General features: G+C 69.4%; 18 protein-coding genes. 12 read left to right on the top strand and 6 right to left on the bottom strand.

Annotation, left to right across the window (positions count from 1 at the left end; all coding sequences use genetic code 11):
• Positions 1–3 precede the first annotated feature (3 nt).
• Positions 4–717: a 16S rRNA (uracil(1498)-N(3))-methyltransferase gene (locus ASF43_RS09545; RefSeq protein ID WP_056179553.1), complete on the bottom strand. Its 714-nt coding sequence runs from the start codon at positions 715–717 to the stop codon at positions 4–6.
• Positions 718–721: 4 nt separating this feature from the next.
• The gene (locus ASF43_RS09540) at positions 722–1,843 is read right to left on the bottom strand and encodes an aminoglycoside phosphotransferase family protein (protein WP_056179550.1); all 1,122 of its coding nucleotides are present in this window, start codon (positions 1,841–1,843) and stop codon (positions 722–724) included.
• 123 nt (positions 1,844–1,966) lie between these two features.
• Between ASF43_RS09540 and ASF43_RS09535 the strand changes: the two genes are divergently transcribed.
• From ASF43_RS09535 to rsmA, 3 genes are read left to right on the top strand one after another with little or no spacing between them, the layout of a single operon-like run.
• Complete coding sequence (locus tag ASF43_RS09535; RefSeq protein WP_200932490.1) at positions 1,967–4,366, top strand: LPS-assembly protein LptD; 2,400 nt, start codon at positions 1,967–1,969, stop codon at positions 4,364–4,366.
• A gap of 10 nt (positions 4,367–4,376) precedes the next feature.
• Positions 4,377–5,714, top strand: a complete 1,338-nt coding sequence (locus ASF43_RS09530) for a peptidylprolyl isomerase (protein WP_056179723.1) — start codon at positions 4,377–4,379, stop codon at positions 5,712–5,714.
• Positions 5,711–6,463 (top strand): 16S rRNA (adenine(1518)-N(6)/adenine(1519)-N(6))-dimethyltransferase RsmA, encoded by a 753-nt coding sequence (gene rsmA, locus ASF43_RS09525; RefSeq protein ID WP_056179547.1) that lies wholly within the window; start codon positions 5,711–5,713, stop codon positions 6,461–6,463. Before ASF43_RS09530 ends, rsmA begins: the two co-directional genes overlap by 4 nt.
• A gap of 243 nt (positions 6,464–6,706) precedes the next feature.
• Here the strand turns inward: rsmA and ASF43_RS09520 are convergent, their stop codons facing one another.
• The 3 genes from ASF43_RS09520 to ASF43_RS09510 form a co-directional block, all read right to left on the bottom strand.
• On the bottom strand, positions 6,707–7,129 hold the full coding sequence (locus ASF43_RS09520) for a barstar family protein (RefSeq protein ID WP_369803251.1): 423 nt from the start codon (positions 7,127–7,129) through the stop codon (positions 6,707–6,709).
• 43 nt (positions 7,130–7,172) lie between these two features.
• Positions 7,173–7,580, bottom strand: coding sequence for a ribonuclease domain-containing protein (locus tag ASF43_RS09515; protein WP_156373244.1), 408 nt, complete (start codon positions 7,578–7,580; stop codon positions 7,173–7,175).
• A gap of 163 nt (positions 7,581–7,743) precedes the next feature.
• Entirely contained in the window at positions 7,744–10,074 is a 2,331-nt protein-coding gene (locus tag ASF43_RS09510; RefSeq protein ID WP_056179541.1) for an NADP-dependent malic enzyme, read from the bottom strand.
• A 282-nt stretch (positions 10,075–10,356) separates the two neighbouring features.
• On the opposite strand from ASF43_RS09510, the gene ASF43_RS09505 reads away from it, so the two are divergent.
• The 7 genes from ASF43_RS09505 to ASF43_RS09475 are packed head-to-tail and all read left to right on the top strand — an operon-like array spanning position 10,357 to position 17,347.
• Positions 10,357–11,169 carry a FadR/GntR family transcriptional regulator gene (locus ASF43_RS09505; protein ID WP_156373243.1) on the top strand — a complete coding sequence of 271 codons (813 nt, stop codon included), beginning with the start codon at positions 10,357–10,359 and terminating at the stop codon, positions 11,167–11,169.
• A gap of 33 nt (positions 11,170–11,202) precedes the next feature.
• On the top strand, positions 11,203–12,492 hold the full coding sequence (locus tag ASF43_RS09500; RefSeq protein ID WP_056179533.1) for an ABC transporter substrate-binding protein: 1,290 nt from the start codon (positions 11,203–11,205) through the stop codon (positions 12,490–12,492).
• 4 nt (positions 12,493–12,496) lie between these two features.
• Entirely contained in the window at positions 12,497–13,393 is an 897-nt protein-coding gene (locus ASF43_RS09495) for a branched-chain amino acid ABC transporter permease (protein ID WP_056179528.1), read from the top strand.
• A complete protein-coding gene (locus ASF43_RS09490) occupies positions 13,393–14,367 on the top strand; it encodes a branched-chain amino acid ABC transporter permease (protein WP_082497743.1) in 975 nt (324 codons plus the stop codon). The genes ASF43_RS09495 and ASF43_RS09490 overlap by 1 nt, the downstream gene beginning before the upstream one ends.
• Positions 14,364–15,116, top strand: coding sequence for an ABC transporter ATP-binding protein (locus ASF43_RS09485; RefSeq protein ID WP_056179526.1), 753 nt, complete (start codon positions 14,364–14,366; stop codon positions 15,114–15,116). The genes ASF43_RS09490 and ASF43_RS09485 overlap by 4 nt, the downstream gene beginning before the upstream one ends.
• 9 nt (positions 15,117–15,125) lie before the next feature.
• Positions 15,126–15,779 (top strand): ABC transporter ATP-binding protein, encoded by a 654-nt coding sequence (locus ASF43_RS09480; protein WP_056179523.1) that lies wholly within the window; start codon positions 15,126–15,128, stop codon positions 15,777–15,779.
• Positions 15,776–17,347: a class I adenylate-forming enzyme family protein gene (locus tag ASF43_RS09475; protein ID WP_056179520.1), complete on the top strand. Its 1,572-nt coding sequence runs from the start codon at positions 15,776–15,778 to the stop codon at positions 17,345–17,347. The genes ASF43_RS09480 and ASF43_RS09475 overlap by 4 nt, the downstream gene beginning before the upstream one ends.
• On the opposite strand, the gene ASF43_RS09470 is transcribed toward ASF43_RS09475, so the two are convergent.
• Positions 17,319–17,540, bottom strand: coding sequence for a DUF2061 domain-containing protein (locus ASF43_RS09470; RefSeq protein WP_056179515.1), 222 nt, complete (start codon positions 17,538–17,540; stop codon positions 17,319–17,321). The two genes, ASF43_RS09475 and ASF43_RS09470, sit on opposite strands and share 29 nt — an antisense overlap.
• A gap of 171 nt (positions 17,541–17,711) precedes the next feature.
• Between ASF43_RS09470 and ASF43_RS09465 the strand changes: the two genes are divergently transcribed.
• The gene (locus ASF43_RS09465) at positions 17,712–18,899 is read left to right on the top strand and encodes a CaiB/BaiF CoA-transferase family protein (protein WP_056179512.1); all 1,188 of its coding nucleotides are present in this window, start codon (positions 17,712–17,714) and stop codon (positions 18,897–18,899) included.
• A 97-nt stretch (positions 18,900–18,996) separates the two neighbouring features.
• On the top strand, positions 18,997–20,034 hold the full coding sequence (locus ASF43_RS09460; protein ID WP_200932488.1) for an AraC family transcriptional regulator: 1,038 nt from the start codon (positions 18,997–18,999) through the stop codon (positions 20,032–20,034).
• Position 20,035: the final 1 nt, after the last annotated feature.

Genomic DNA, 20,035 nt, shown 5'->3' with positions numbered 1-20,035 from the left:
GGCTCAGCAGTTCAGGGCGGCCAGGGCGGCCAAGGGCGCGGTCTCGGCGCGCAGCACGCGCGGGCCGAGCGTGAGGGGCGCGAAGCCGGCTGCGATGGCCAGGTCTTCTTCCTCAAGCGTGAGGCCGCCCTCGGGGCCGTTCAGCAACGTGACGGCCGCCAGCGGCTGCCACGCGCGCAGGCTGCGCGTGCCCTCGCGCAGCGACAACAACAGGCGCTGGCCGGCGTCGGCCGCGGCCGGTTGCGCGAGCCAGGCCGACAGGTCGCGCACGGCGTGCACCATGGGCACGCGGTTGCGGCCGCACTGCTCGCAGGCGGCGATCGCCACGGCCTGCCAGTGCGCCGTCTTCTTGGCGGCGCGGTCACCCTGCAGGCGTAGCACGCTGCGCGCCGACTGCAGCGGCTGCACGCTGGCGGCGCCGAGCTCGGCGGCCTTCTCGACCAGCCAGTCCATGCGGTCGTTTGCCGGCATCACGACGGCCAGGTGCACGGGCTGCGGCGCCTCGCGCTCGATGGCGTGGTGCGCGCCGATCTCGACCTGCACGTCGCTGCGGCCCATCTGCGTGACGGTGGCGTCGAACTCGCCGCCTTCGCCGTTGAACAGCGTGAGCCCCTGGCCGGGCTGCATGCGCAGCACCTGCACATGGCGCGCGGCGCCGGCGGGCAGGGCCAGCGACGCGCCGCTGGCCAGCGGCGCGGGGCAATGGATGCGTGGCATGGCCTTAGACGCGGCCGTAGGCGAAGCCTGTGACCGGCTCGGTGCCTTCGATCTGGTCCACCAGCCGCAGCAGCGGCTTGAGCTCGCGGTAGCGGCTGGCCGCCGAACGGATGTAAGCGATGAAACGCGGCGTGTCCGCCAGGTAGCGCGGCTTGCCGTCGCGCAGCGTGAGCCGCGCGAAGATGCCGGCCACCTTCAGATGCCGCTGCAGGCCCATCCACTCCACGGCGCGGTAGAAGGCGCCGAAGTCGTCACCCCAGCCGCTCGCGCTGTTCGCGCCCAGCAGGCCGGCCTTCTTCGCCTCCTGCCAGTAACGCACGGTCACGTCGAGCACGAAGTCTTCTTCCCAGGTCAGGAAGGCGTCGCGCATGAGGCTCGCGATGTCGTAGGTGATGGGGCCGTACAGCGCGTCCTGGAAGTCCAGCACGCCCAGGCGCGTGGCGTCCTGCGGCAGCAGCATCAGGTTGCGCGGCATGAAGTCGCGGTGCACGTAGACGCTGGGCGCGGCCAGGTTCTCGGCCACGATGGCATCGAAGGCCTGGTCCAGCGTGGCGCGCTGGGCGTCGTCCAGCACGATGCCGCGGTGTTGCGCCAGGTACCAGTCGGGGAACAGCGCCAGCTCGCGCCGCAGCACGGCCTCGTCATAGGGCGGCAGCACGCCGGGCTGGGAGGCCAGCTGCCAGGTGATCAGCGCATCGACGGCCTGGCGGTAGCGGGCTGCGTTGGCCTGCGGGTTCTCGCGGTCCATGCGCTCCATCATGGTCTGCGTGCCCAGGTCGCTCAGCAGCAGGAAGCCGGTCTCGCGCTGCCAGGCCAGCACCTCGGGCACGACCAGACCGGCGGCCTGCAGCAGCGCGGCGATGCGCACGAAGGGCTCGCTGTTCTCCTTGTCGGGCGGCGCGTCCATCACGATGCGGCTGGCACCGCTGTGCGTGTCGATGCGGAAATAACGGCGGAAGCTCGCATCGGCGGAGGCCAGGCGCAGCGTGTGCGGCAGCAGGCCTTGCGCGGGCGCGGTCTCGGCCAGCCAACGCTGGAGCAACGCCTCGCGTTGCGGGTCGGACCAGGCGATGGGAGGGTGGGGGTTGGGGCCAGTGGACCCGGTTGGTGAGGGCATCGGGCTCATGGATAATCGATTCTACAAACCCGGCTTGCCGGCACGCCCTGTGGCGCGACGCGGCGCAAGGCCTGCGCCAAGCGCCATTTCTGTCGATCAGCCCGCATGCCCGGACCGTCTCCCTCTTCCTCGATGCCTCCCGCAAAACCCGACCTGCTTGCCCCGCCCGCCGGCCGCTTTGCCCGCAGCCATGTGGCCGGTGCCGTGGCGCTGGTCGGCCTCCTGCTGCCGTGCGCGCAGGCCCATGCCCAGGCCGATGAGCAGCCCCTGGTGCTCAAGCCCAGCACGCGCTTGCAGGAAGCCTGGCCGCAGGGCGTGCGCCAGCAGCTGCCCAGCTTCTTCTACGGCGACCGCAGCTCCGGCCGGCCCAACCTGGAAACGGTGCTCGAAGGCGATGCCATGATGCGCCGCGGCGACCTCGTCATCGAGGCCGACCGGCTCGAGTACGACCAGTCCACCGATGTGGCCAGGGCCCAGGGCGCGGTGCGCATCAACCAGGCCGGCAATGTGTTCGAGGGCCCGTCGCTGGAGCTCAAGGTCGATGCCTTCGAGGGCTTCTTCGATAGCCCGCGCTACCGGCTGCTGCGCGGCGATGCGCACGGCGAGGCCAGCCGTGTCGACTTCCTGGACCGCGACCGTTCCGTGCTGCACGACGCCACCTACACCACCTGCCGGCGCGAGCCCGGCGCGGGCTGGCTGCCGGCCTGGATGCTGTCGGCCAGCACGATCGACATCGACAACGAGGAAGAGACCGGCCTGGCCAAGGCCGGCGTGCTGCGCTTCATGAACGTGCCCGTGCTGGCCATTCCCGTGATGAGCTTCCCGCTGACCGACAAGCGCAAGTCCGGCTTCCTGCCGCCCACGGTGGCACTGGACAACCTGGCAGGCGTCGAGGTGATGATTCCCTACTACTGGAACATCGCACCGAACCGCGACGCCACGTTCTACCCCTCGGTCATGAGCAAGCGCGGCATCAACATGGGCGGTGAGTTCCGCTACATGGAGCCGACCTACCAGGGCCAGATCCGCGCCGAGTACATGCCCGACGACCGGCTGCGCGAGCGCGAGCGCTGGTCGTATGCGGCCAAGCACACGGGCGTGATCTCCACCGGCGTGCCGGTGCTTGGCAACCTGGGCTTCTCGCTGGACGCGAACCGTGTCAGCGACGACAACTACTGGCGCGATTTCGGCAGCTCGTCGAACTCCCTGACGAGCCGGCTGCTGACCACGGACGCCAACCTGCGCTGGGGCTACAAGGACTTCACGGCCGGCCTGCGCACGCTGAAGTACCAGACGCTGCAGGACGTGACGGCGCCCATCACGCCGCCCTACGACCGCCTGCCGCAGCTCACCGCGCGCTACGCGCGCTACGACGTGGCGGGCCTGGATTTCTCGGTGGACGGCGACTACACGCAGTTCTCCGCGGACCGCAACCTCACGCTGCAGCCCAATGCCAAGCGCAGCTACATGCTGGGCCAGGTGAGCCGGCCCTGGCTGCGCCCGGGCTGGTTCTTCACGCCCAAGGTGCAGCTGCATGCCACCACGTACCAGTTCGACGCACCGCTGGCCGACGGCCGCACCAGCGCGAGCCGTACCGTGCCGACGTTCAGCCTGGACAGCGGCCTGATCTTCGAGCGCAACGCCCGGTACTTCGGCCGCGACTGGCTGCAGACGCTGGAGCCGCGCGCGTTCTACGTGAACACGCCCTACCGCGCGCAGAACGGCCTGCCCAACTACGACTCGGGCGGCAGCGACTTCAACTTCGCCAGCATTTACAGCGAGAACGCCTTCGTCGGCAACGACCGCATCTCCGACAGCAACGTGCTGACATTGGGCGTGACCACGCGCTTCCTGCAGCCGGACACCGGCGCCGAGGTGGCGCGCTTCGGCGTCGCCCAGCGGCTGCGCTTCAAGGACCAGGAAGTGTTCCTGCCCGGCGGTGCACCGGTCGAGGACCGGCTCAGCGACTTCCTAGCCGGTGCGACCATCAACTGGACGCCGCAGTGGATGCTGGACACCATGGTCCAGTACAACCCCAAGACCCAACGCTCCGAGCGCTTCACGGTCGGCGGGCGCTACAGCCCCAGCAACTACCGCGTGGTCAGCGCCGCCTACCGCGTCCAGCGCGCCACCAACACGCTGACCGCCAGCGAGCAGGTCGAGCTGGGCTGGCAATGGCCGCTGAACGACCTGTGGGGTGACCGCGGCCGCGACCTGGGTGCCGGCATGGGCCAGGGCCCGGGCCGCTGGTACGGCGTGGGCCGGCTCAACTACAGCATGGTCGACCGCAAGTTCGTCGAATCCATCGTCGGCCTTGAATACGAGGGCGACTGCTGGATCGGCCGCATCGTGGTCGAGCGCATCCAGCGCGCCGAGGCCACGGCCAACACCAAGTACATGTTCCAGATCGAGTTCTTCGGCCTGGCACGCCTGGGCTCCAGCCCGTTGCGCACGCTGCGCGACAACATTCCCCGCTACCAGTACCTGCGCGAGCAGGTCACCACCTCGAGCCGCTTCGGCTCCTACGATTGATTTGTCCAGCATGCGCAGCAAGACCCACGCCCTCCTCCTGTCCGCCGCGGCAATGGCGGCCGCCAGCCTTCTGGCGGCCACGCCCGTCGCGCACGCCCAGGGTGCTGCCTCCAGTGCCGCGCGCCAGTCCGACTTCATCGTGGCCGTCGTGAATTCCGAGCCCATCACGAACCAGGAAGTGCAGCGCCGCATCGTGCGCGTCACGCAGCAGATCCAGCAGCAGGGTGGCCGCGTGCCGCCGCAGGCCGAGCTGGCGCGCCAGGTGCTGGAAAGCCTGATCGTCGAGCGGGCGCAGCTGCAGCTGGCGCGTGAGCTGGGCATCCGGGCCGACGAGGCGTCGATCGACCAGGGCGAGCAGAACGTGGCACGGCAGAACCAGGTCGACGTGGCCGAACTGCGCCGCCGCCTGGCGCGCGACGGCATGACGCCGGCCCAGTTCCGCAACGAGATCCGCGACCAGATCCTGCTGACCCGCGTGCGCGACCGTGAACTCGAATCGCGCGTGAAGGTCAGCGACGCGGACGTCGAGCAGTACCTGCGCGAGCACGCGACGGCGCCGTCCGCCGCGCCGAGCGAACTCAACCTGGCGCAGGTCCTGGTGGCCGTGCCCGAGAACGCCACGCCCCAGCAGGTTGCCGAGCGCCAGGCCCGCGCGCAGGACGTGCTGCGCCGGGCCCGAGCCGGCGAAGACTTCGCGGCCCTGGCCCGCGCCTATTCCGATGCGCCCGAGGCATCGGCCGGCGGCGCGCTGGGCCTGCGCACCGCAGACCGCTATCCCGACCTGTTCCTGGAAGCGACCGCCGCCGTGCCCACGGGCGGCATCAGCGAGCCCGTGCGTTCGGGCGCCGGCTTCCACGTGCTCAAGGTCATCGAGAAGCGCCAGGCCGGCCCTGCGCAGACCATCGCGCAGCAGCATGCGCGCCACATCCTGCTGCGTGTCGGCCCGCAACTGACCGAGGCCGCCGCGCGGGAGCGGCTGGCCACCATGAAGCGGCGCATCGAAGCGGGCCAGGCCGATTTCGCGGCGCTGGCGCGCGCCAGTTCGCAGGACGGCAGTGCCGCCGAGGGTGGCGACCTGGGCTGGTCCAGCCCTGGCCAGTTCGTGCCCGAGTTCGAGGACGTGCTGGACAGCCTGCAGCCCGGCCAGCTGTCCGACCCGCTGGTCTCGCGCTTCGGCGTGCACCTGATCCAGCTCATCGAGCGCCGGCAGTACAAGCTGAGCCCGCGCGAGCAGCGCGAGATGGCGCGCTCCATGGTGCGCGAGTCGCGCATGGACGAGGCCTACCGCAGCTGGCTGCAGGAAGTCCGTGCGCGCGCCTACGTCGAGATGCGCGACGCCCCGCAGTGAAGCACATCGCACGCAAACGCTTCGGCCAGCATTTCCTGTCCGATGCCGGCGTCATCGACGCCATCGTGCGGGCGATCGGGCCGCAGCACGGCGAGCCCATGGTGGAGATCGGGCCCGGCCTGGCCGCGCTGACCCAGCCCCTGGTCGAGCGCCTGGGCCAGCTGACGGTCATCGAGCTCGACCGCGACCTGGCGCAGCGCCTGCGCAACCGGCCGCAGCTGCACGTCGTCGAGTCCGACGTGCTGAAGGTCGACTTCACGGCTTTGGCCCCGGCCGGCCAGCGGCTGCGCGTGGTCGGCAACCTGCCCTACAACATCTCCACGCCCATCCTGTTCCACCTGCTGGACCATGTGGATGCCATCCAGGACCAGCACTTCATGCTGCAAAAGGAAGTGGTCGACCGCATGGTGGCGGCGCCGTCCACGGCCGCCTATGGCCGGCTCAGCGTGATGCTGCAGTGGCGCTACGCGATGGAGAACGTGCTGTTCGTGGGGCCGGAGAGTTTCGACCCGCCACCGCGCGTGGACAGCGCCGTCGTGCGCATGGAGCCATTGGCGCAAGCGCCCGTGCTGGACGCGGCCCTGCTCAGCGAACTGGTGCAGGTGGCCTTCAGCCAGCGCCGCAAGCTGCTGCGCCACGCACTGGGCCGCTGGCTGGAGGCGCGGCAGTTCGCCGGCCCGTTCGACCTGCAGCGCCGCGCAGAGGAAGTGCCGGTCGCAGAATTCGTCGCGCTGGCGCAGGCGCTGTAGGCCCGCCAACAAAAACGCCCGTCGAGGGACGGGCGTTCAGGTTGCGCGATGCAAGGCTTCAGGCGGCTGCCAGCCAGTAACCCGCGTTGAACGGGCTGCTCATGCGCAGCGCCAGCGGCGACACATCGACCAGTTTGTCCGTGGGCATCTTCTCGCCCGAATCCGTCGTGAGTTCGATGCCGGCAACGGCCTCGGTCTGAGCCTCATTCGCCCGTTCTGCTTGGCTGGTGTGTGCAGAACGGGCTACAGAAAAGAATAGAAACAGCGGAACGGTATTTTTCGGTCGCCCCAGTAGTCGGCGGCGTCGCGGAAGATGTCCAGCAGCTGCTCGCGCGCTTCCTTGTCGAACTTCGCGTTCGCGGGAATCTGCTCCAGCACCACGATGAAGCCCGGCTGCGGGCCCGATTTGTGCAACGGGTCCGTCATGCAGTCGTACAAGGCGTCGAAGTTCTTGCCGAAGTGCGTGGGGAAGGTGAACTGCTGTGCGATCAGGTCCAGCACGTCCTGCTTGCTCTGGGCGCTGGACAGGTTGGCGTACAGGAAGTGATGGCCCATGGACTGGGCGGCTTCCTGCAGGTCCTGCACCCGGAACGCCCGGATCGACTGGACGATGTTGGTTCGCACGGTACGAAGTGGCGCATCCAACTCCGTTTTAACGTTAGTCATCAAAATACCCCGGTCTCACTAAAACTAATCCAGGCGTCCGTTTTCAATGGACGATTTTTCGAAAGCTCGCGTAGTGGTCGCTCGTGTAGTAGCAGCCGTCCGGCACCGTCGGGCGCAGACCGCCACACACGATGCGCCGCGCCCCGCGATTGCGGGCGCCGGCATGGGCCACCGTGTACTCGCGGTAATACCCACGCCGCTGGGCCGGTAGCAGACGCTCGCGATTGCCGAACACCGTGCCGTCCTTCTCATAAGGAAACGGGCCGCCTTGCAGGATGAGCTGGTAGGTCTGCCTGCCTTGTGCAGGCAGCTCTACCAACGCAATCTGGTCCAGCTCGACGGGTGAAGCGGGTTGTCGCGAATGCACCGCTACGGTGCCTGTTGCCAACGCCAACATCAACAGGCAACTTCGGAACAACCGGCCTGTGGCGTTGTTGGGCGTGAACAGCATGGAGGAAAACTTGGGGCTTGCGCGAACTCCGGGTTAACCCCCGGAAGTGAAGCGCGCTAGTGTGCCCCAAGGTACCTGGAAAAGCAAGGCCATGCCCAAATTTTGGGCATGTGCACAGGGGCAAAAGCCCGTTCCAAGTTGGTGCTTGCTATGGCACCAAGGCTCAGCGCTCGGCGTTGGCGTCGGCCACGGTCAGGGCCGTCATGTTCACGATGCGCCGCACCGTGGCACTGGCCGTCAGGATATGCACCGGCTTGGCCGCGCCCAGCAGCACCGGGCCGATGGCGATGTTGCCGCCGGCCGCCGTCTTGAGCAGGTTGTATGCAATGTTCGCGGCGTCGAGGTTGGGGAATACCAACAGGTTGGCGTCGCCGGTCAGCGCGCTGTGCGGCATCAGCACGTCGCGCTGCTTGCCGTCCAGCGCCACGTCGCCGTGCATCTCGCCGTCTACCTCCAGCCAGGGCGCCTGCTCGCGCAGCAACGCCAGCGTCTCGCGCATCTTCAACGCCGAAGGCCGGTTGCTGCTGCCGAAGTTCGAATGCGACAGCAGTGCGGCCTTGGGCTTCAGGCCGAAGCGGATCATCTCTTCGGCCGCCAATGCCGTGATCTCGCATAGCTCGGCCGGCGTCGGGTCGTAGTTGACGTGCGTGTCGACCAGGAAGATCTGGCGATCGGGCAGCAGCAGGCCGTTCATGCAGGCGTAGACCGGCACGCTCTGCGCCGTGCTGTCGGCGCCGCCAGGGTGCTTGCCGATGACTTGGTCGATGTACTGCAGGTGGGTCTGGGTCGTGCCCCAGGTGCCGCAGATCATGCCGTCGACCTCGTCCTTGTGCAGCAGCATCGCGCCGATCAGGGTCAGCCGGCGCCGCATCTCGATCTTGGCCAGCTGGGCCGTCGTGCCCTGGCGCTCGGTCATGCGGTGGTAGGTCTGCCAGAAGTCGCGGTAGCGGTGGTCCTGCTCGACGTTGACGATGTCGTAGTCCAGCTCCTCGCGCAGGCGCAGGCCGAACTTCTCGATGCGCTGGGCGATGATGGCCGGGCGGCCGATCACGGTCGGGCGCGCGATGCCCTCGTCGACCACGATCTGCAGCGCGCGCAGCACGCGCTCCTCCTCGCCCTCGCAGAACACCACGCGCTTCTTCTTGGCGCGCTTGGCGGCGTCGAAGATCGGCTTCATCGTCGTGCCCGAGGCGTAGACAAAGCTCTGCAGACGGTCGCGGTAGGCGTCCAGGTCGGCGATCGGGCGCTGCGCCACGCCGCTTTCCTCGGCGGCCTTGGCCACCGCCGGCGCGATCTTCATCATGAGGCGCGGGTCGAATGGCTTGGGGATCAGGTACTCGGGGCCGAAGCTCAGCTTCTCGCCGACATAGGCCGCGGCCACGCGCTCGCTCTGCTCGGCCTGGGCCAGCTCGGCAATCGCATTGACGGCCGCGATCTCCATCTCGTCCGTGATCGTCGTGGCGCCGCAGTCCAGCGCGCCGCGGAAGATGTACGGGAAGCACAGGACGTTGTTGACCTGGTTCGGATAGTCCGTACGGCCCGTGGCCATGACCACGTCGTCACGCACCGAACGCGCGTCTTCGGGCGTGATCTCGGGGTTGGGGTTGGCCAGGGCGAAGATGACCGGCTTGGCCGCCATCTTGGCGACCATGGCGGGCTTCAGGACACCGCCGGCCGACAGGCCCAGGAACACGTCCGCGCCCTCGATGATCTCGCTCAGCGTGCGGGCCGTCGTGTTCTGCATGAACTGGCGCTTGTCGTCGTCCATCAGCTCGGTGCGGCCTTCGTAGACCACGCCGGCCAGGTCGGTCACGAACACGTTTTCGCGCTTCAGGCCCACCTTGAGCAGCAGGTTCAGGCAGGCCAGGGCAGCAGCGCCCGCACCCGACGTGACGAGCTTGACCTCGCCGATGTTCTTGCCCACGACCTTCAGGCCGTTCAGCATCGCGGCCGCCACGGTGATGGCCGTGCCGTGCTGGTCGTCATGGAACACCGGGATCTTCATGCGCTTGCGCAGCTCGCGCTCGACGAAGAAGCAGTCCGGCGCCTTGATGTCTTCCAGGTTGATGGCGCCGAAGGTCGGCTCCAGCGCGGCGATCACGTCGACCAGCTTTTGCGGGTCTTTCTCGTCGATCTCGATGTCGAACACGTCGACGCCGGCGAACTTCTTGAACAGCACGCCCTTGCCTTCCATCACCGGCTTGGACGCCAGCGGGCCGATGTCGCCCAGGCCCAGCACGGCCGTGCCGTTGGTGATCACGGCCACCAGGTTGCCGCGCGCCGTGTACTTGAAGGCCGCGTTCGGGTCCTTGACGATCTCTTCGCACGGGGCCGCCACGCCGGGCGAGTAGGCCAGGGCCAGGTCGCGCTGGTTGACGAGCTGCTTGGTGGCCGTCACGGAGATCTTGCCGGGGACCGGGAACTCGTGATAGTTCAGCGCCGCCTGGCGCAGTTCAGCCCGTTTTTGTTCGTTGCTCACGGTCGTGTCAGCCATTCGGCGTCTCCTCGAGATGGGCGTTCCGTGCGAAGTTGCACGGTCCAGCCTGTCTGATGCTGTAGGGGAGCGCGATTGTAGGGGGGCCTCCAGGCCCGGCACCGGGTCCGTACACCCGGCCGGTGCGGCCTTGGTGGCCCGGGAAAACCCGCTGCGGTGCCGCGCCCATCGCTGCGCAAAATCCGTTTGTCCGACAAACGCACAACGCCGACAACGGCGGCCAGGAGACAACGCGTGACAGCCAGCACCCGAGCGCCCCGCCGCCCGGCGGAGCCTCCGTCCGTGCGCACCGTCGATGCCGACGATGGCACACCCAGCCGGCGGCCACGGGCCGACGCGTCGATGTTCCAGCGTCTGCGGCTGGAGCCGGCCTACAAGGTCGTGTCGTCGGAGATCGAGCGCAGCATCCTGGACGGCCAGCTCCAGCCCGGCATGCCCTTGCCCACCGAGCAAAGCCTGGCCGAGCGCTTCGGCGTGCACCGTTCCACCGTGCGCGAGGCGATCCGCCAGATCGAGCAGGAAGGGCTCGTGCAGCGTCGCGAGGGCCGCCGCCTGTTCGTGGCCCTGCCCGGGCTGTACGAGATGGCGCCACGTGCCGCGCGCCTGCTGCTGCTGCAACAGACCACCTTCGCCGAGCTGTGGCAGGTGGCGGTCACGCTGGAGCCGCTGGCCGCGCAACTGGCGGCGCTGAACGCCGAGCCGCTGGACCTGCAGGAGCTCGCGGCCAACACCGAGCGCACCGCCGATCTGCAGGCCCAGGGCGCCGAATCGGTGGAAGACAACGCGCGCCTGGTCGAGCTCGACGTCGAGTTCCACGCGCTCGTCGGCCGCGCCAGCCACAACCGCGCCCTGATGCTGGCGCGCGAGCCGATCAGCCTGCTCTACAACCCCACGCTGCTGCAGATCCACCTGCGCCTGCCGCAGTCCAAGGCGCGCAACCTGGCGGCGCACCGCGCCATCCTCGATGCACTGCAGCGCCGCGATGCCGCCGCCGCCGCCGAGTGGACGCGCAAGCACATGGTCGATTTCCAGAAGGGCTTCGAAATGACGGGCCTGGACATGCAGACGCCCATCGCCCGGGCCCGTTCCTCGTAGCAAGTGCAGACACCACCACTGAAGGAGACCAGCATGAAGACACGACACATCGCCGCGGCAGCCGCCCTGGCCATCGCCACGTTCAGCAACGCGGCCCAGGCCCAGGACAGCTTCAAGATCGGCATCGTCAGCTTCCTCTCCGGCCAGGCGGCCGAGAGCTTCGGCATTCCCGCCGTCAACGGCGCCAAGGTGCTGGTGGAGGCCTTCAACAAGGGCGGCGCCCCGGCCCCCTACGACAAGCCCGGCATCGGCGGCATGAAGATCGAGGCCGTCTACGTGGACGAGAACGGCGGCGCCACCAAGCAGGTGCAGGAGCTGCGCAACCTGTACGACCGCGAGAAGGTCGACGCCGTGGTGGGCTACGTGAGCTCGGGCGACTGCCTGGCCGTGGCGCCGGTGGCAGAGGAACTCAAGCGCTTCCTGATCCTGTACGACTGCGGCACGCCGCGCGTGTTCGAGGACGGCAAGTACAACTACGTGTTCCGCACCGCCTCGCACGGCACCATGGACAACGTGGCGCTGGCGCGCTACCTCAAGGCGCGCAACATCAAGGCCGACACGATCAACCTCATCAACCAGGACTACGCCTGGGGCCACGATTCGCGCAACGACTTCAAGGCTGCCATGGGCCAGCTGTACCCGCAGGCCAAGGTCGGCGAAGACCTGCTGCCCAAGTTCGGCGCCGGCCAGTACGGCACCGAGATCTCGGCGCTGACGTCCAAGCGCGCCGACGTCACGCACTCCAGCCTGTGGGGCGGCGACCTGCAGGCCTTCGTGCTGCAGTCCGGCCCGCGCGGGCTGTTCAAGCGCACCCAGGTCGTGCTGTCGGCGGCCGACCATGTGCTGACCCCGCTGGGCGACAAGATGCCCGACGGCACCATCCTCGGCGCGCGCGGCGCCTACGGCCTGCTGGCGCCCAAGAGCGCGCTGAACGACTGGTGGTGGAAGCTCTACGAGACCGGCTACAACACCTACCCCGCCCAGGCTCCGTACCGCATGGCGCAGGCGCTGCTGGGCCTCAAGCTCGCGGCCGAGAAGGCCATGGCCGCCAACGGCGGCAAGAAGCCCACGCACGAGCAGCTGGCCGCCGCCCTGAAGGGCAGCGAGTGGGACGCCCCCGGCGGCCGCATCCGCATGACGCTGGCCGACGGCCACCAGGCCACGCAGCCCACGGCGATCGGCAAGACCCGGTATGACGCGGGCAAGAAGATGGTGGTGCTGGAGGACATCCAGCGCTTCCCGGCCGAATGCGTGAACCCGCCGGCGGGTATGAAGTCGGAGGACTGGATCAAGGGAGGCATGGCCGGCGCGAAGTGCGAATGACGCCATGAGCAGCTTCATCACCATCCTGGTGGACGGCCTGAGCTACGCCTCCTGGCTGTTCATCGTGGCGCTGGGCCTCACGCTGGTGTTCGGCGTGTTGAAGATCCTGAACATCGCGCATGGCAGCTTCTATGCGCTCGGCGCGTACGCGGCGGCCAGCTTCGTCGGCTGGTTCGCCACGCTGCAGTGGGCGCCGGGCTGGTCGCTGGTGGCCATGCTGCTGGCGGCGGTGGCGGTGGCGGCGCTCGTCGCGCCGCTGACCGAGCGCGGCCTGCTGCGCTTCTTCTACGGCCGCGACGAGGTGCTGCTGGTGCTCGTCACCTACGCGCTGTTCCTGATGCTGGAAGACGTGACCAAGCTCATCTGGGGCGCGAATCCCTACTACCTGTCCGAGCCCTATGCGATGTTCGGCAACGTGGAGATCGGCGAGCAGATCTACGTGGGCTACGACTTCATGCTCATGGGCCTGGCCGTGGCCGTGGGCCTGGCCGTGTGGTGGGGGCTGAACCGCACGCGCCAGGGCAAGATCGTGCTGGCCGTGATCCACAGCGAGGAAGTGGCTTCCAGCATGGGCGTCAACGTCTCGCGCGTGTACATGCTGGCGTTCTCGGTCGGCATCTTTTTGGCGGCGCTGGGCGGGGCCTTCACGGCGCCGCTGATCTCGGTGCAGCCGGGCGTCTCGGTCGGCGTGATCATTGTCTCGTTCGCGGTTGTCATCATCGGCGGGCTGGGCAGCATCGAGGGCGCGGCCATCGGCGCGCTCATCGTCGGTCTCGCGCGCTCCTGCGCCGTACATTTGGCGCCGCAGGTCGAGCTGTTCGCGATCTATGTGGTCATGGCGCTGGTCCTCGTATTCCGGCCCGAGGGCCTGTTCCAGCGCATTCAAGCAAGGAAGATCTGATGAAGAGCGCTTCCCTTCCTGCACCCGCCGTGGCGCGCACGGCGCCGCGCGGCAATGCGGTCTTCTGGGGTGGCCTGGTGCTGCTGGCGGCGCTCGTCGCCATCGGCGCCTGGCTGCCGCGCTGGCTGGTGTTCCTGTTGACCATGGCGGCCTCGCACGGCCTGGTCTCGCTGGGCATCGTGCTGCTGATGCGCAGCGGCGTCGTGTCCTTCGGCCAGGGCCTGGTGTTCTCGGTCGGCGGCTACTGCGCGGCGCTGGCCTTCAACCACCTGGGTGTGACCGACGCACTGGCACTCGCGCTGCTCGGCGGCCTGGCGGCCGTGCTGGTGGCCGCGCCGTTCGCGCCGCTGCTGGCACGCTACCGCGGCATCTTCTTCGCGATGCTGACGCTGGCGCTGTCCATGGTCTGCTATGGCGTGCTGGTCAAGACCACCAGCCTGGGCGGCTCGGACGGCTTCAACATGGGCCGGCCCACGCTGCTGGGACAGAGCCTGTCGGACGAGCGCGTGGCCTACGTGCTGTACGCGGTCACGATCACGGTTGCCGGCGTGCTGGCCCTGCTGACGCGCGTGTATTTCGACTCCACGCGCGGCCTGATCGCACTGGCCGTGCGCGACAACGAGTTGCGCGTCGAATACCTGGGCGGCTCGGTGCGCCAGGCGGTCGCGCTGAACTTCGGCATGGCCGCCTTCGCGGGTGGCTGCGGCGGCGCGCTCACGGTCATGTCGCTGGGCCACATCGACCCGAACTTCAGCTACTGGACGACCTCGGGCGAGTTCGTGTTCGTCGCCATCCTGGCGGGCTCGCAGAGCGTGCTGGCGGTGTTCGTGGCGTCCACGCTGCTGGAGGTGGTGCGCTCGTTCTCCAACCTGTACTTCCCGAACACCTGGCAGCTGTGCCTGGGGCTGTTCCTGCTGCTGATGATCCGCTTCCTGCCGGGCGGCATCGGCTCCCTGTGGATCAAGAAGAGATGAGCGAGAACATCCTGCTGCGCGCGCGCGGCGTCGAGAAGCGCTTCGGCGCGGTGGTCGCCGCCAGCGGCATCGAGATTGCGATTGCGGCCGGCGAGCGTGTGAGCCTGATCGGCAGCAACGGCGCCGGCAAGACCACCTTCGTGAACATGGTCACCGGCTATTTGAAGCCCGACACCGGCAGCATCGAGCTGGCGGGCCGCGACATCACGCAGCTGGCGCCGCGCGCCATCACCCACCTGGGCGTGGCGCGCTCGTTCCAGATCCCGCAGCTGTTCGCCGAACTCACGGTGCTGGAGAACATGCTGGTCGCTACCGCCTGCCATGGTCGCCGGCTGTCGTTCTGGCGCTCCGCGCGGCGTGCCGATGCCGTGGCGCGCGCCGACGTGCTGCTGCAGCGCTTCCAGCTCGCCGAGCACCGCGAGCGCCGCGTGGCCGAGCTGCCGGGTGGCGTGCGCAAGCTGCTCGACATTGCCATGGCGCTGACCGGCGAGCCGCGCCTCTTGCTGCTGGACGAGCCCACGAGCGGCGTGGCCGCCGAGGAGAAGTTCCCGATGATGGACGTCATCATGACCGCGCTGGGCCAGGAGGCCATGACCGTGCTGTTCGTGGAGCACGACATGGACATCGTGGAGCGCTACGCCGACCGCGTGGTGGCGTTCTACGCGGGCCGCATCATCGCGGACGACGTGCCTGCCGTGGCGCTGGCGGCCGAGGACGTGCGGCGCTATGTCACCGGCACCTTGCACTAGGAGCACGCGATGCTGACCGTCGAATCCATCCACGTCGCCATCGGCTCGGTACAGGTGCTGCGCGGGCTCACACTCACTGTGCCGCAGCAGTCCATGGTCGGCCTGATCGGCCGCAACGGCGCGGGCAAGACCACGCTGCTGCGCACCGTCATGGGCCATTTGCCTTGCACGCAAGGCCGCATCCGCTTCGAAGGGCAAGACCTGGCCAGCGTGCCACGCCATGCGCGCGCCGCCATGGGCATCGGCTACATGCCCGAAGACCGCGGCCTGGTGCCCGAGCTCAGCGTGGAAGAGAACATCCTCGTGCCGCTGTGGGCCACGGGCATGCGCGACACGCGTCAGCGGCTGGACTTCGTCTATGGCGTGCTGCCCGAGCTGGCCGACATGCGCGCGCGCCGCGCGCTGCTGCTGTCCGGCGGGCAACAGAAGCTGGTGGCGCTGGCCCGCGCGCTGGGCGTGGGCACGCGGCTGCTGCTGCTGGACGAGCCCTTCGAGGGCGTGGCTCCGGCGCTGTCGATGCGGCTGGGCGAGGTCATCGCCGGCTTGCGCGGTGGCGCGCTGTCGGTGCTGATCGCGCAGTCGGACCTGAACCACGCGCGCAAGCTGGTCGACAGCGAGGTCACGATCGAGCGCGGGGCCAATGCCGTGGTGGAGGCCGCATGACGCTGTGGCACACGACTGAATTGCCGCCGCTGCGCATGGAGGCCGTCTATGGCGACCGCCTCGTGCGCTGCTTCGCCGAACGCCCGGCCAGCCTGCACGCGCTGCTCGCCCGGGCCGTGGCGCAACACCCCGAACAGGACGCCGTCGTCTGCGGCGCCACGCGCTGGAGCTACCGCGCGCTGGAGGCCGAAGTCGCCCGCATCGCCGCCGGCCTGGCCGCGGCGGGCGTCACGCCCGGCGAGCGCGTGCTGATGTTCATGGGCAACCGGCCCGCGTTCGTAGCGGTGCTGTACGCCATCGCGCGGCTCGGCGCCATCGCTGTGCCGGTCGGCGAGCGCGAGCAGCTGCCTGGCCTGGCCTACATGCTGCAGCAGTGCGGCGCCTGCGCCATCGTGTTCGACGACCCGCTGGCCGAGCGCGTGCCGTCGTCCGACGTGCCGGCGCTGCGCCTGCGCATCGCGGCCAGCGCGCTCTCCACACTGGGCGCCGGCCTGCCGCCCCGCACCGAGGCCGCCGACGTGCAGCCGCAGGACACGGCGCTCATCCTCTACACCTCCGGCACCACGGGCCGCCCCAAGGGCGCGATGCTCACGCACCTGAACGTTGCCCATTCCGTGCGCCACTACGAAGTCTGCATGGGCCTGCGTGCGGGCGACCGCTCGGCCCTGGCCGTGCCGGCCAGCCATGTCACCGGCCTCATCGCCATCATCGCGGCCATGGCCCATGTGGGCGGCGCCGTCATCGTGCTGCCGCAGTTCAAGGCCGCCGACTTCCTGGCCACCATGGCCACCGAGCGCGTCACGCACACGCTGATGGTGCCGGCCATGTACACGCTGGCGCTGATGCAGGGCCTGGACGGTGCCGCGCTCGCCCACTGGCGCATCGGCGGCTACGGCGGCGCGCCCATGCCGGTGGCCACCATCGACGCGCTGGGTGCACGCCTGCCGGGCCTCACGCTCGTCAATGCCTATGGCGCGACCGAGACCACCTCGCCCGCGACCATGATGCCGCCCGGCCTCACGCGCGAGCATGCCGACAGCGTGGGCCTGGCGCTACCGTGCGCCGACATCCGCGTGATGGACGACGCCGGCCGTGAACTGCCGCCCGGCGAGGCCGGCGAGCTGTGGATCGGCGGCCCCATGGTCGTGCCCGGCTACTGGGACAACCCGGCCGCAACGGCCGCCAACTTCACGGCCGGCTACTGGCACTCGGGCGACCTGGGAAGCATCGACGCCCAGGGCTTCGTGCGCCTGTTCGACCGCAAGAAGGACATGCTCAACCGCGGTGGCTTCAAGATCTATTCGGTGGAGGTCGAGAACACGCTGATGGCGTTCCCCGGTGTGGTGGAGGCTGCGGTCATCGGCCGGCCATGCCCCGTGCTGGGCGAGCGCGTGCACGCCTTCCTCCACGCACCCGGCATCGCGCCCGACGACGCGGCCGTGCGCGCGCACTGCGCCGCGCGGCTCACCGACTACAAGATGCCCGAGACCCTCACCTGGTCCGACACCCCGCTGCCGCGCAGCGCCACCGGCAAGCTGCTCAAGCGGGTGATGCGCGAGCAGCTCTGACCCGCTCCCAGACCTTCTCGTGGAAGAAGAACGCAAAGGCCTGCACGGTCGGCTCCAGCAGGCTCAGCGTGAGCGACATCAGCAGGTTGCCCGTGACCGCATAGGCCACCAGCGCCGCCACGGTGATGTGGACCAGGTAGTAGCTGGCGGTCTTCTGCAGGGTCGCCAGGTTGGCGCGGATGAATCGGGTCATGGTGCTCTCGGTGGGCGTGCGATGCAGGCATTCTGGATGCGAACGACTCGCAATGCCAATCGATTCCATCGAAGGCCGCGATAGCCTGATGGGCAACTTGATCGTTCTCGCCAATCGGAAGCATCCATTCGGCCATCGTCGCGGCACAGGGCGCTGCCTAGACTTGCCCGCATGACACAAGATGCGACCCGCGACGCCCCCCCCAGCGCACCCGCCAGTGCCCGCCCGCCGCTGGCCGGCGTGCGCGTGCTCGACCTCACGCGCCTGTTGCCTGGCCCCGTGTGCACGCTGCACCTGGCCGACCTGGGGGCCGACGTCATCAAGATCGAAGACACCGGCGCGGGCGACTACGCCGCGCCGCCGCTGCGTGCGCTGGTGCACCGCAACAAGCGCGCGCTGCAGCTGGACCTGAAGCAGCCCGACGGCGTGCAGGCGCTCAAGGCGCTGGCGCGCACGGCCGACGTGCTGGTCGAGGGCTTTCGCCCCGGCGTGATGGACCGCCTGGGTGTGGGCTACGCCACGCTGGCCGCCCTCAACCCCAGGCTCGTCTACTGCAGCATCACCGGCTACGGCCAGAGCGGCCCCCTGCGCAACGCGCCCGGGCACGACCTCAACTACTGCGCGCTGGCCGGTGTCAGCGACCAGATCGGCGTGGCCGGCCAGCCCGCGCTGTCCAACCTGCCGATCGCCGACCTCATGGGCGGCGCGCTGACCTCGGCCATGGGCCTGCTGGCCGCGCTGTTCGACGCCGGCCGCACCGGCCAGGGCCGGCATGTGGACATCGCCATGGCCGATGCCGCGCTGGCGCACAACCTGGTGGCCATGGTCACGCTCAACGGAAAGGGCGCCACCCAGCCGGCCGGTGGCGACAAGCTCTCCGGCGCGCTGCCCTGCTACGGCCTGTACCAGACGCGCGACGGCCGCCACCTGGCCGTGGGCGCCCTGGAGCGCAAGTTCTGGGACGGCTTTTGCGAGACCATCGCCCGCCCTGATCTGAAGGCCCGCCACCTGCCGGCCAGCCCTGCAGAGGCCGCCGCCGTGCGCGCCGACGTGGCCGAGCTGATCGCCTCGCAACCGTTGGCGCATTGGCAGGAAGTCTTCGCCGACAACGACTGCTGCGTCACGCCCGTGCTGCGGCTCGGCGAGGCGCTGCACGAGCCGCAGTTCCGCGCCCGCCGCATGGTGCTGGACACGGCCGACGGCGCGCACCTGGCCAGCCCCGTGCAGATGAGCGGCCACGCCTTCGAAGTGCGCCGGCCCGCGCCACGGCCGGGGCAGCACAGCGACGAGGTGCTGGGCGAGGTGGGGTACTCGGCCGACACGCTGGCCCGGTTGCGGGCCGACGGCGTGATCGGCTGAGGGCCGGCGCGCTGGCGACGCCGCGACTGCGCAGCGCCCAGGCGCGCAGCGTGCCGGGTTACTAAGTCGTTCCCCTGGCCGCTTGCAGAACCCTGCCTTGACCGACGCCACGCACCCCCGCGCCCGCCACACCATCGCCATCGCGCAGGTGGAGCGCATCCTGCTGGGCGCGCGCCAGCGCGGTGCCGACGTGCACGCGCTGCTGGAGCGCGCCGGCATCGCACCCGCCTTGCTGGGCGCGCCGCTCTCGCGTGTCACGCAGGCCCAGTACGCGTGCCTCACGCATGTGCTGCGCCGCAGCCTGCGCGACGAGCTGTGGGGCCTGTGCAGCCGGCCCGTGCCGGTCGGCAGCTTCGCCCAGGCGGGGCGTTTGCTGGTGGGCTGCCGCAGCCTGGGCGAGGCGCTGGAGCTGGGCCTGCGCCAGTACCGTCTGCAGATCGACGACTTCGTGCCGCGCCTGCAGCTGCACGGCGAGATGGCCACGGTCAGCGTCTCGCCACGCCACCCGCCCGGGCCGGCACAGTCCTACGCGCAGCGTGTGTTCAGTTTCCTGGCCTACGGGCTGGCGTCCTGGTTGGTCGGGCGGCGCATTCCGCTGCTGGCGGTGGACTACCCCGCCACGGCCGAGCGCCCCGCCAGCGAGGCCGCGGCGGTGTTCCAGGCGCCGGTGCGCTACGGCGGCACGCGCACGGCCTGGCATTTCGGGGCCGGCTGCCTGGCGCTGCCCGTGGTGCAGGACGCGCAGAGCCTGCGCGCGTTCCTGCGCCAGGCACCGGCGAGCCTGCTCATCAAATACCGCGACCAGTCCAGCGTGACCGAGCGCATCCGCCGGCTGCTGCGCCACCAGCTCGCGGGCGAGCTGCCCTCGCTGGCCGACATCGGCCGCCAGCTCGACATGACACCGCAGACGCTGCGCCGCCGGCTGCGCGACGAGGGGCAGCCGGGATTTCAGGCCATCAAGGACGACCTGCGCCGCGACGTGGCCATCGAATGCCTGGCCCGACCCGAGATGGCGCTGCCCGAGATCGCGGGCCTCCTGGGCTTCTCCGAAGCCAGCACCTTCCACCGCGCCTTCAAGCACTGGACCGGCGTGGCGCCTGGCGCCTACCGGCAGGCGCGCCTGCGCAACGGCTGAG

It is taken from the genome of Pseudorhodoferax sp. Leaf267 (assembly GCF_001422405.1).
Classification (GTDB): domain Bacteria; phylum Pseudomonadota; class Gammaproteobacteria; order Burkholderiales; family Burkholderiaceae_C; genus Pseudorhodoferax.
This window is presented reverse-complemented; position numbering and strand designations above follow the sequence as displayed.

Coding starts and splice junctions, on each gene's coding strand:
- ASF43_RS09545 (WP_056179553.1), bottom strand. CDS start 717: ATGCCACGCATCCATTGCCCCGCGCCGCTGGCCAGCGGCGCGTCGCTG.
- ASF43_RS09540 (WP_056179550.1), bottom strand. CDS start 1,843: ATGAGCCCGATGCCCTCACCAACCGGGTCCACTGGCCCCAACCCCCAC.
- ASF43_RS09535 (WP_200932490.1), top strand. CDS start 1,967: ATGCCTCCCGCAAAACCCGACCTGCTTGCCCCGCCCGCCGGCCGCTTT.
- ASF43_RS09530 (WP_056179723.1), top strand. CDS start 4,377: ATGCGCAGCAAGACCCACGCCCTCCTCCTGTCCGCCGCGGCAATGGCG.
- ASF43_RS09520 (WP_369803251.1), bottom strand. CDS start 7,129: ATGACTAACGTTAAAACGGAGTTGGATGCGCCACTTCGTACCGTGCGA.
- ASF43_RS09515 (WP_156373244.1), bottom strand. CDS start 7,580: ATGCTGTTCACGCCCAACAACGCCACAGGCCGGTTGTTCCGAAGTTGC.
- ASF43_RS09510 (WP_056179541.1), bottom strand. CDS start 10,074: ATGGCTGACACGACCGTGAGCAACGAACAAAAACGGGCTGAACTGCGC.
- ASF43_RS09500 (WP_056179533.1), top strand. CDS start 11,203: ATGAAGACACGACACATCGCCGCGGCAGCCGCCCTGGCCATCGCCACG.
- ASF43_RS09495 (WP_056179528.1), top strand. CDS start 12,497: ATGAGCAGCTTCATCACCATCCTGGTGGACGGCCTGAGCTACGCCTCC.
- ASF43_RS09490 (WP_082497743.1), top strand. CDS start 13,393: ATGAAGAGCGCTTCCCTTCCTGCACCCGCCGTGGCGCGCACGGCGCCG.
- ASF43_RS09485 (WP_056179526.1), top strand. CDS start 14,364: ATGAGCGAGAACATCCTGCTGCGCGCGCGCGGCGTCGAGAAGCGCTTC.
- ASF43_RS09480 (WP_056179523.1), top strand. CDS start 15,126: ATGCTGACCGTCGAATCCATCCACGTCGCCATCGGCTCGGTACAGGTG.
- ASF43_RS09475 (WP_056179520.1), top strand. CDS start 15,776: ATGACGCTGTGGCACACGACTGAATTGCCGCCGCTGCGCATGGAGGCC.
- ASF43_RS09470 (WP_056179515.1), bottom strand. CDS start 17,540: ATGACCCGATTCATCCGCGCCAACCTGGCGACCCTGCAGAAGACCGCC.
- ASF43_RS09465 (WP_056179512.1), top strand. CDS start 17,712: ATGACACAAGATGCGACCCGCGACGCCCCCCCCAGCGCACCCGCCAGT.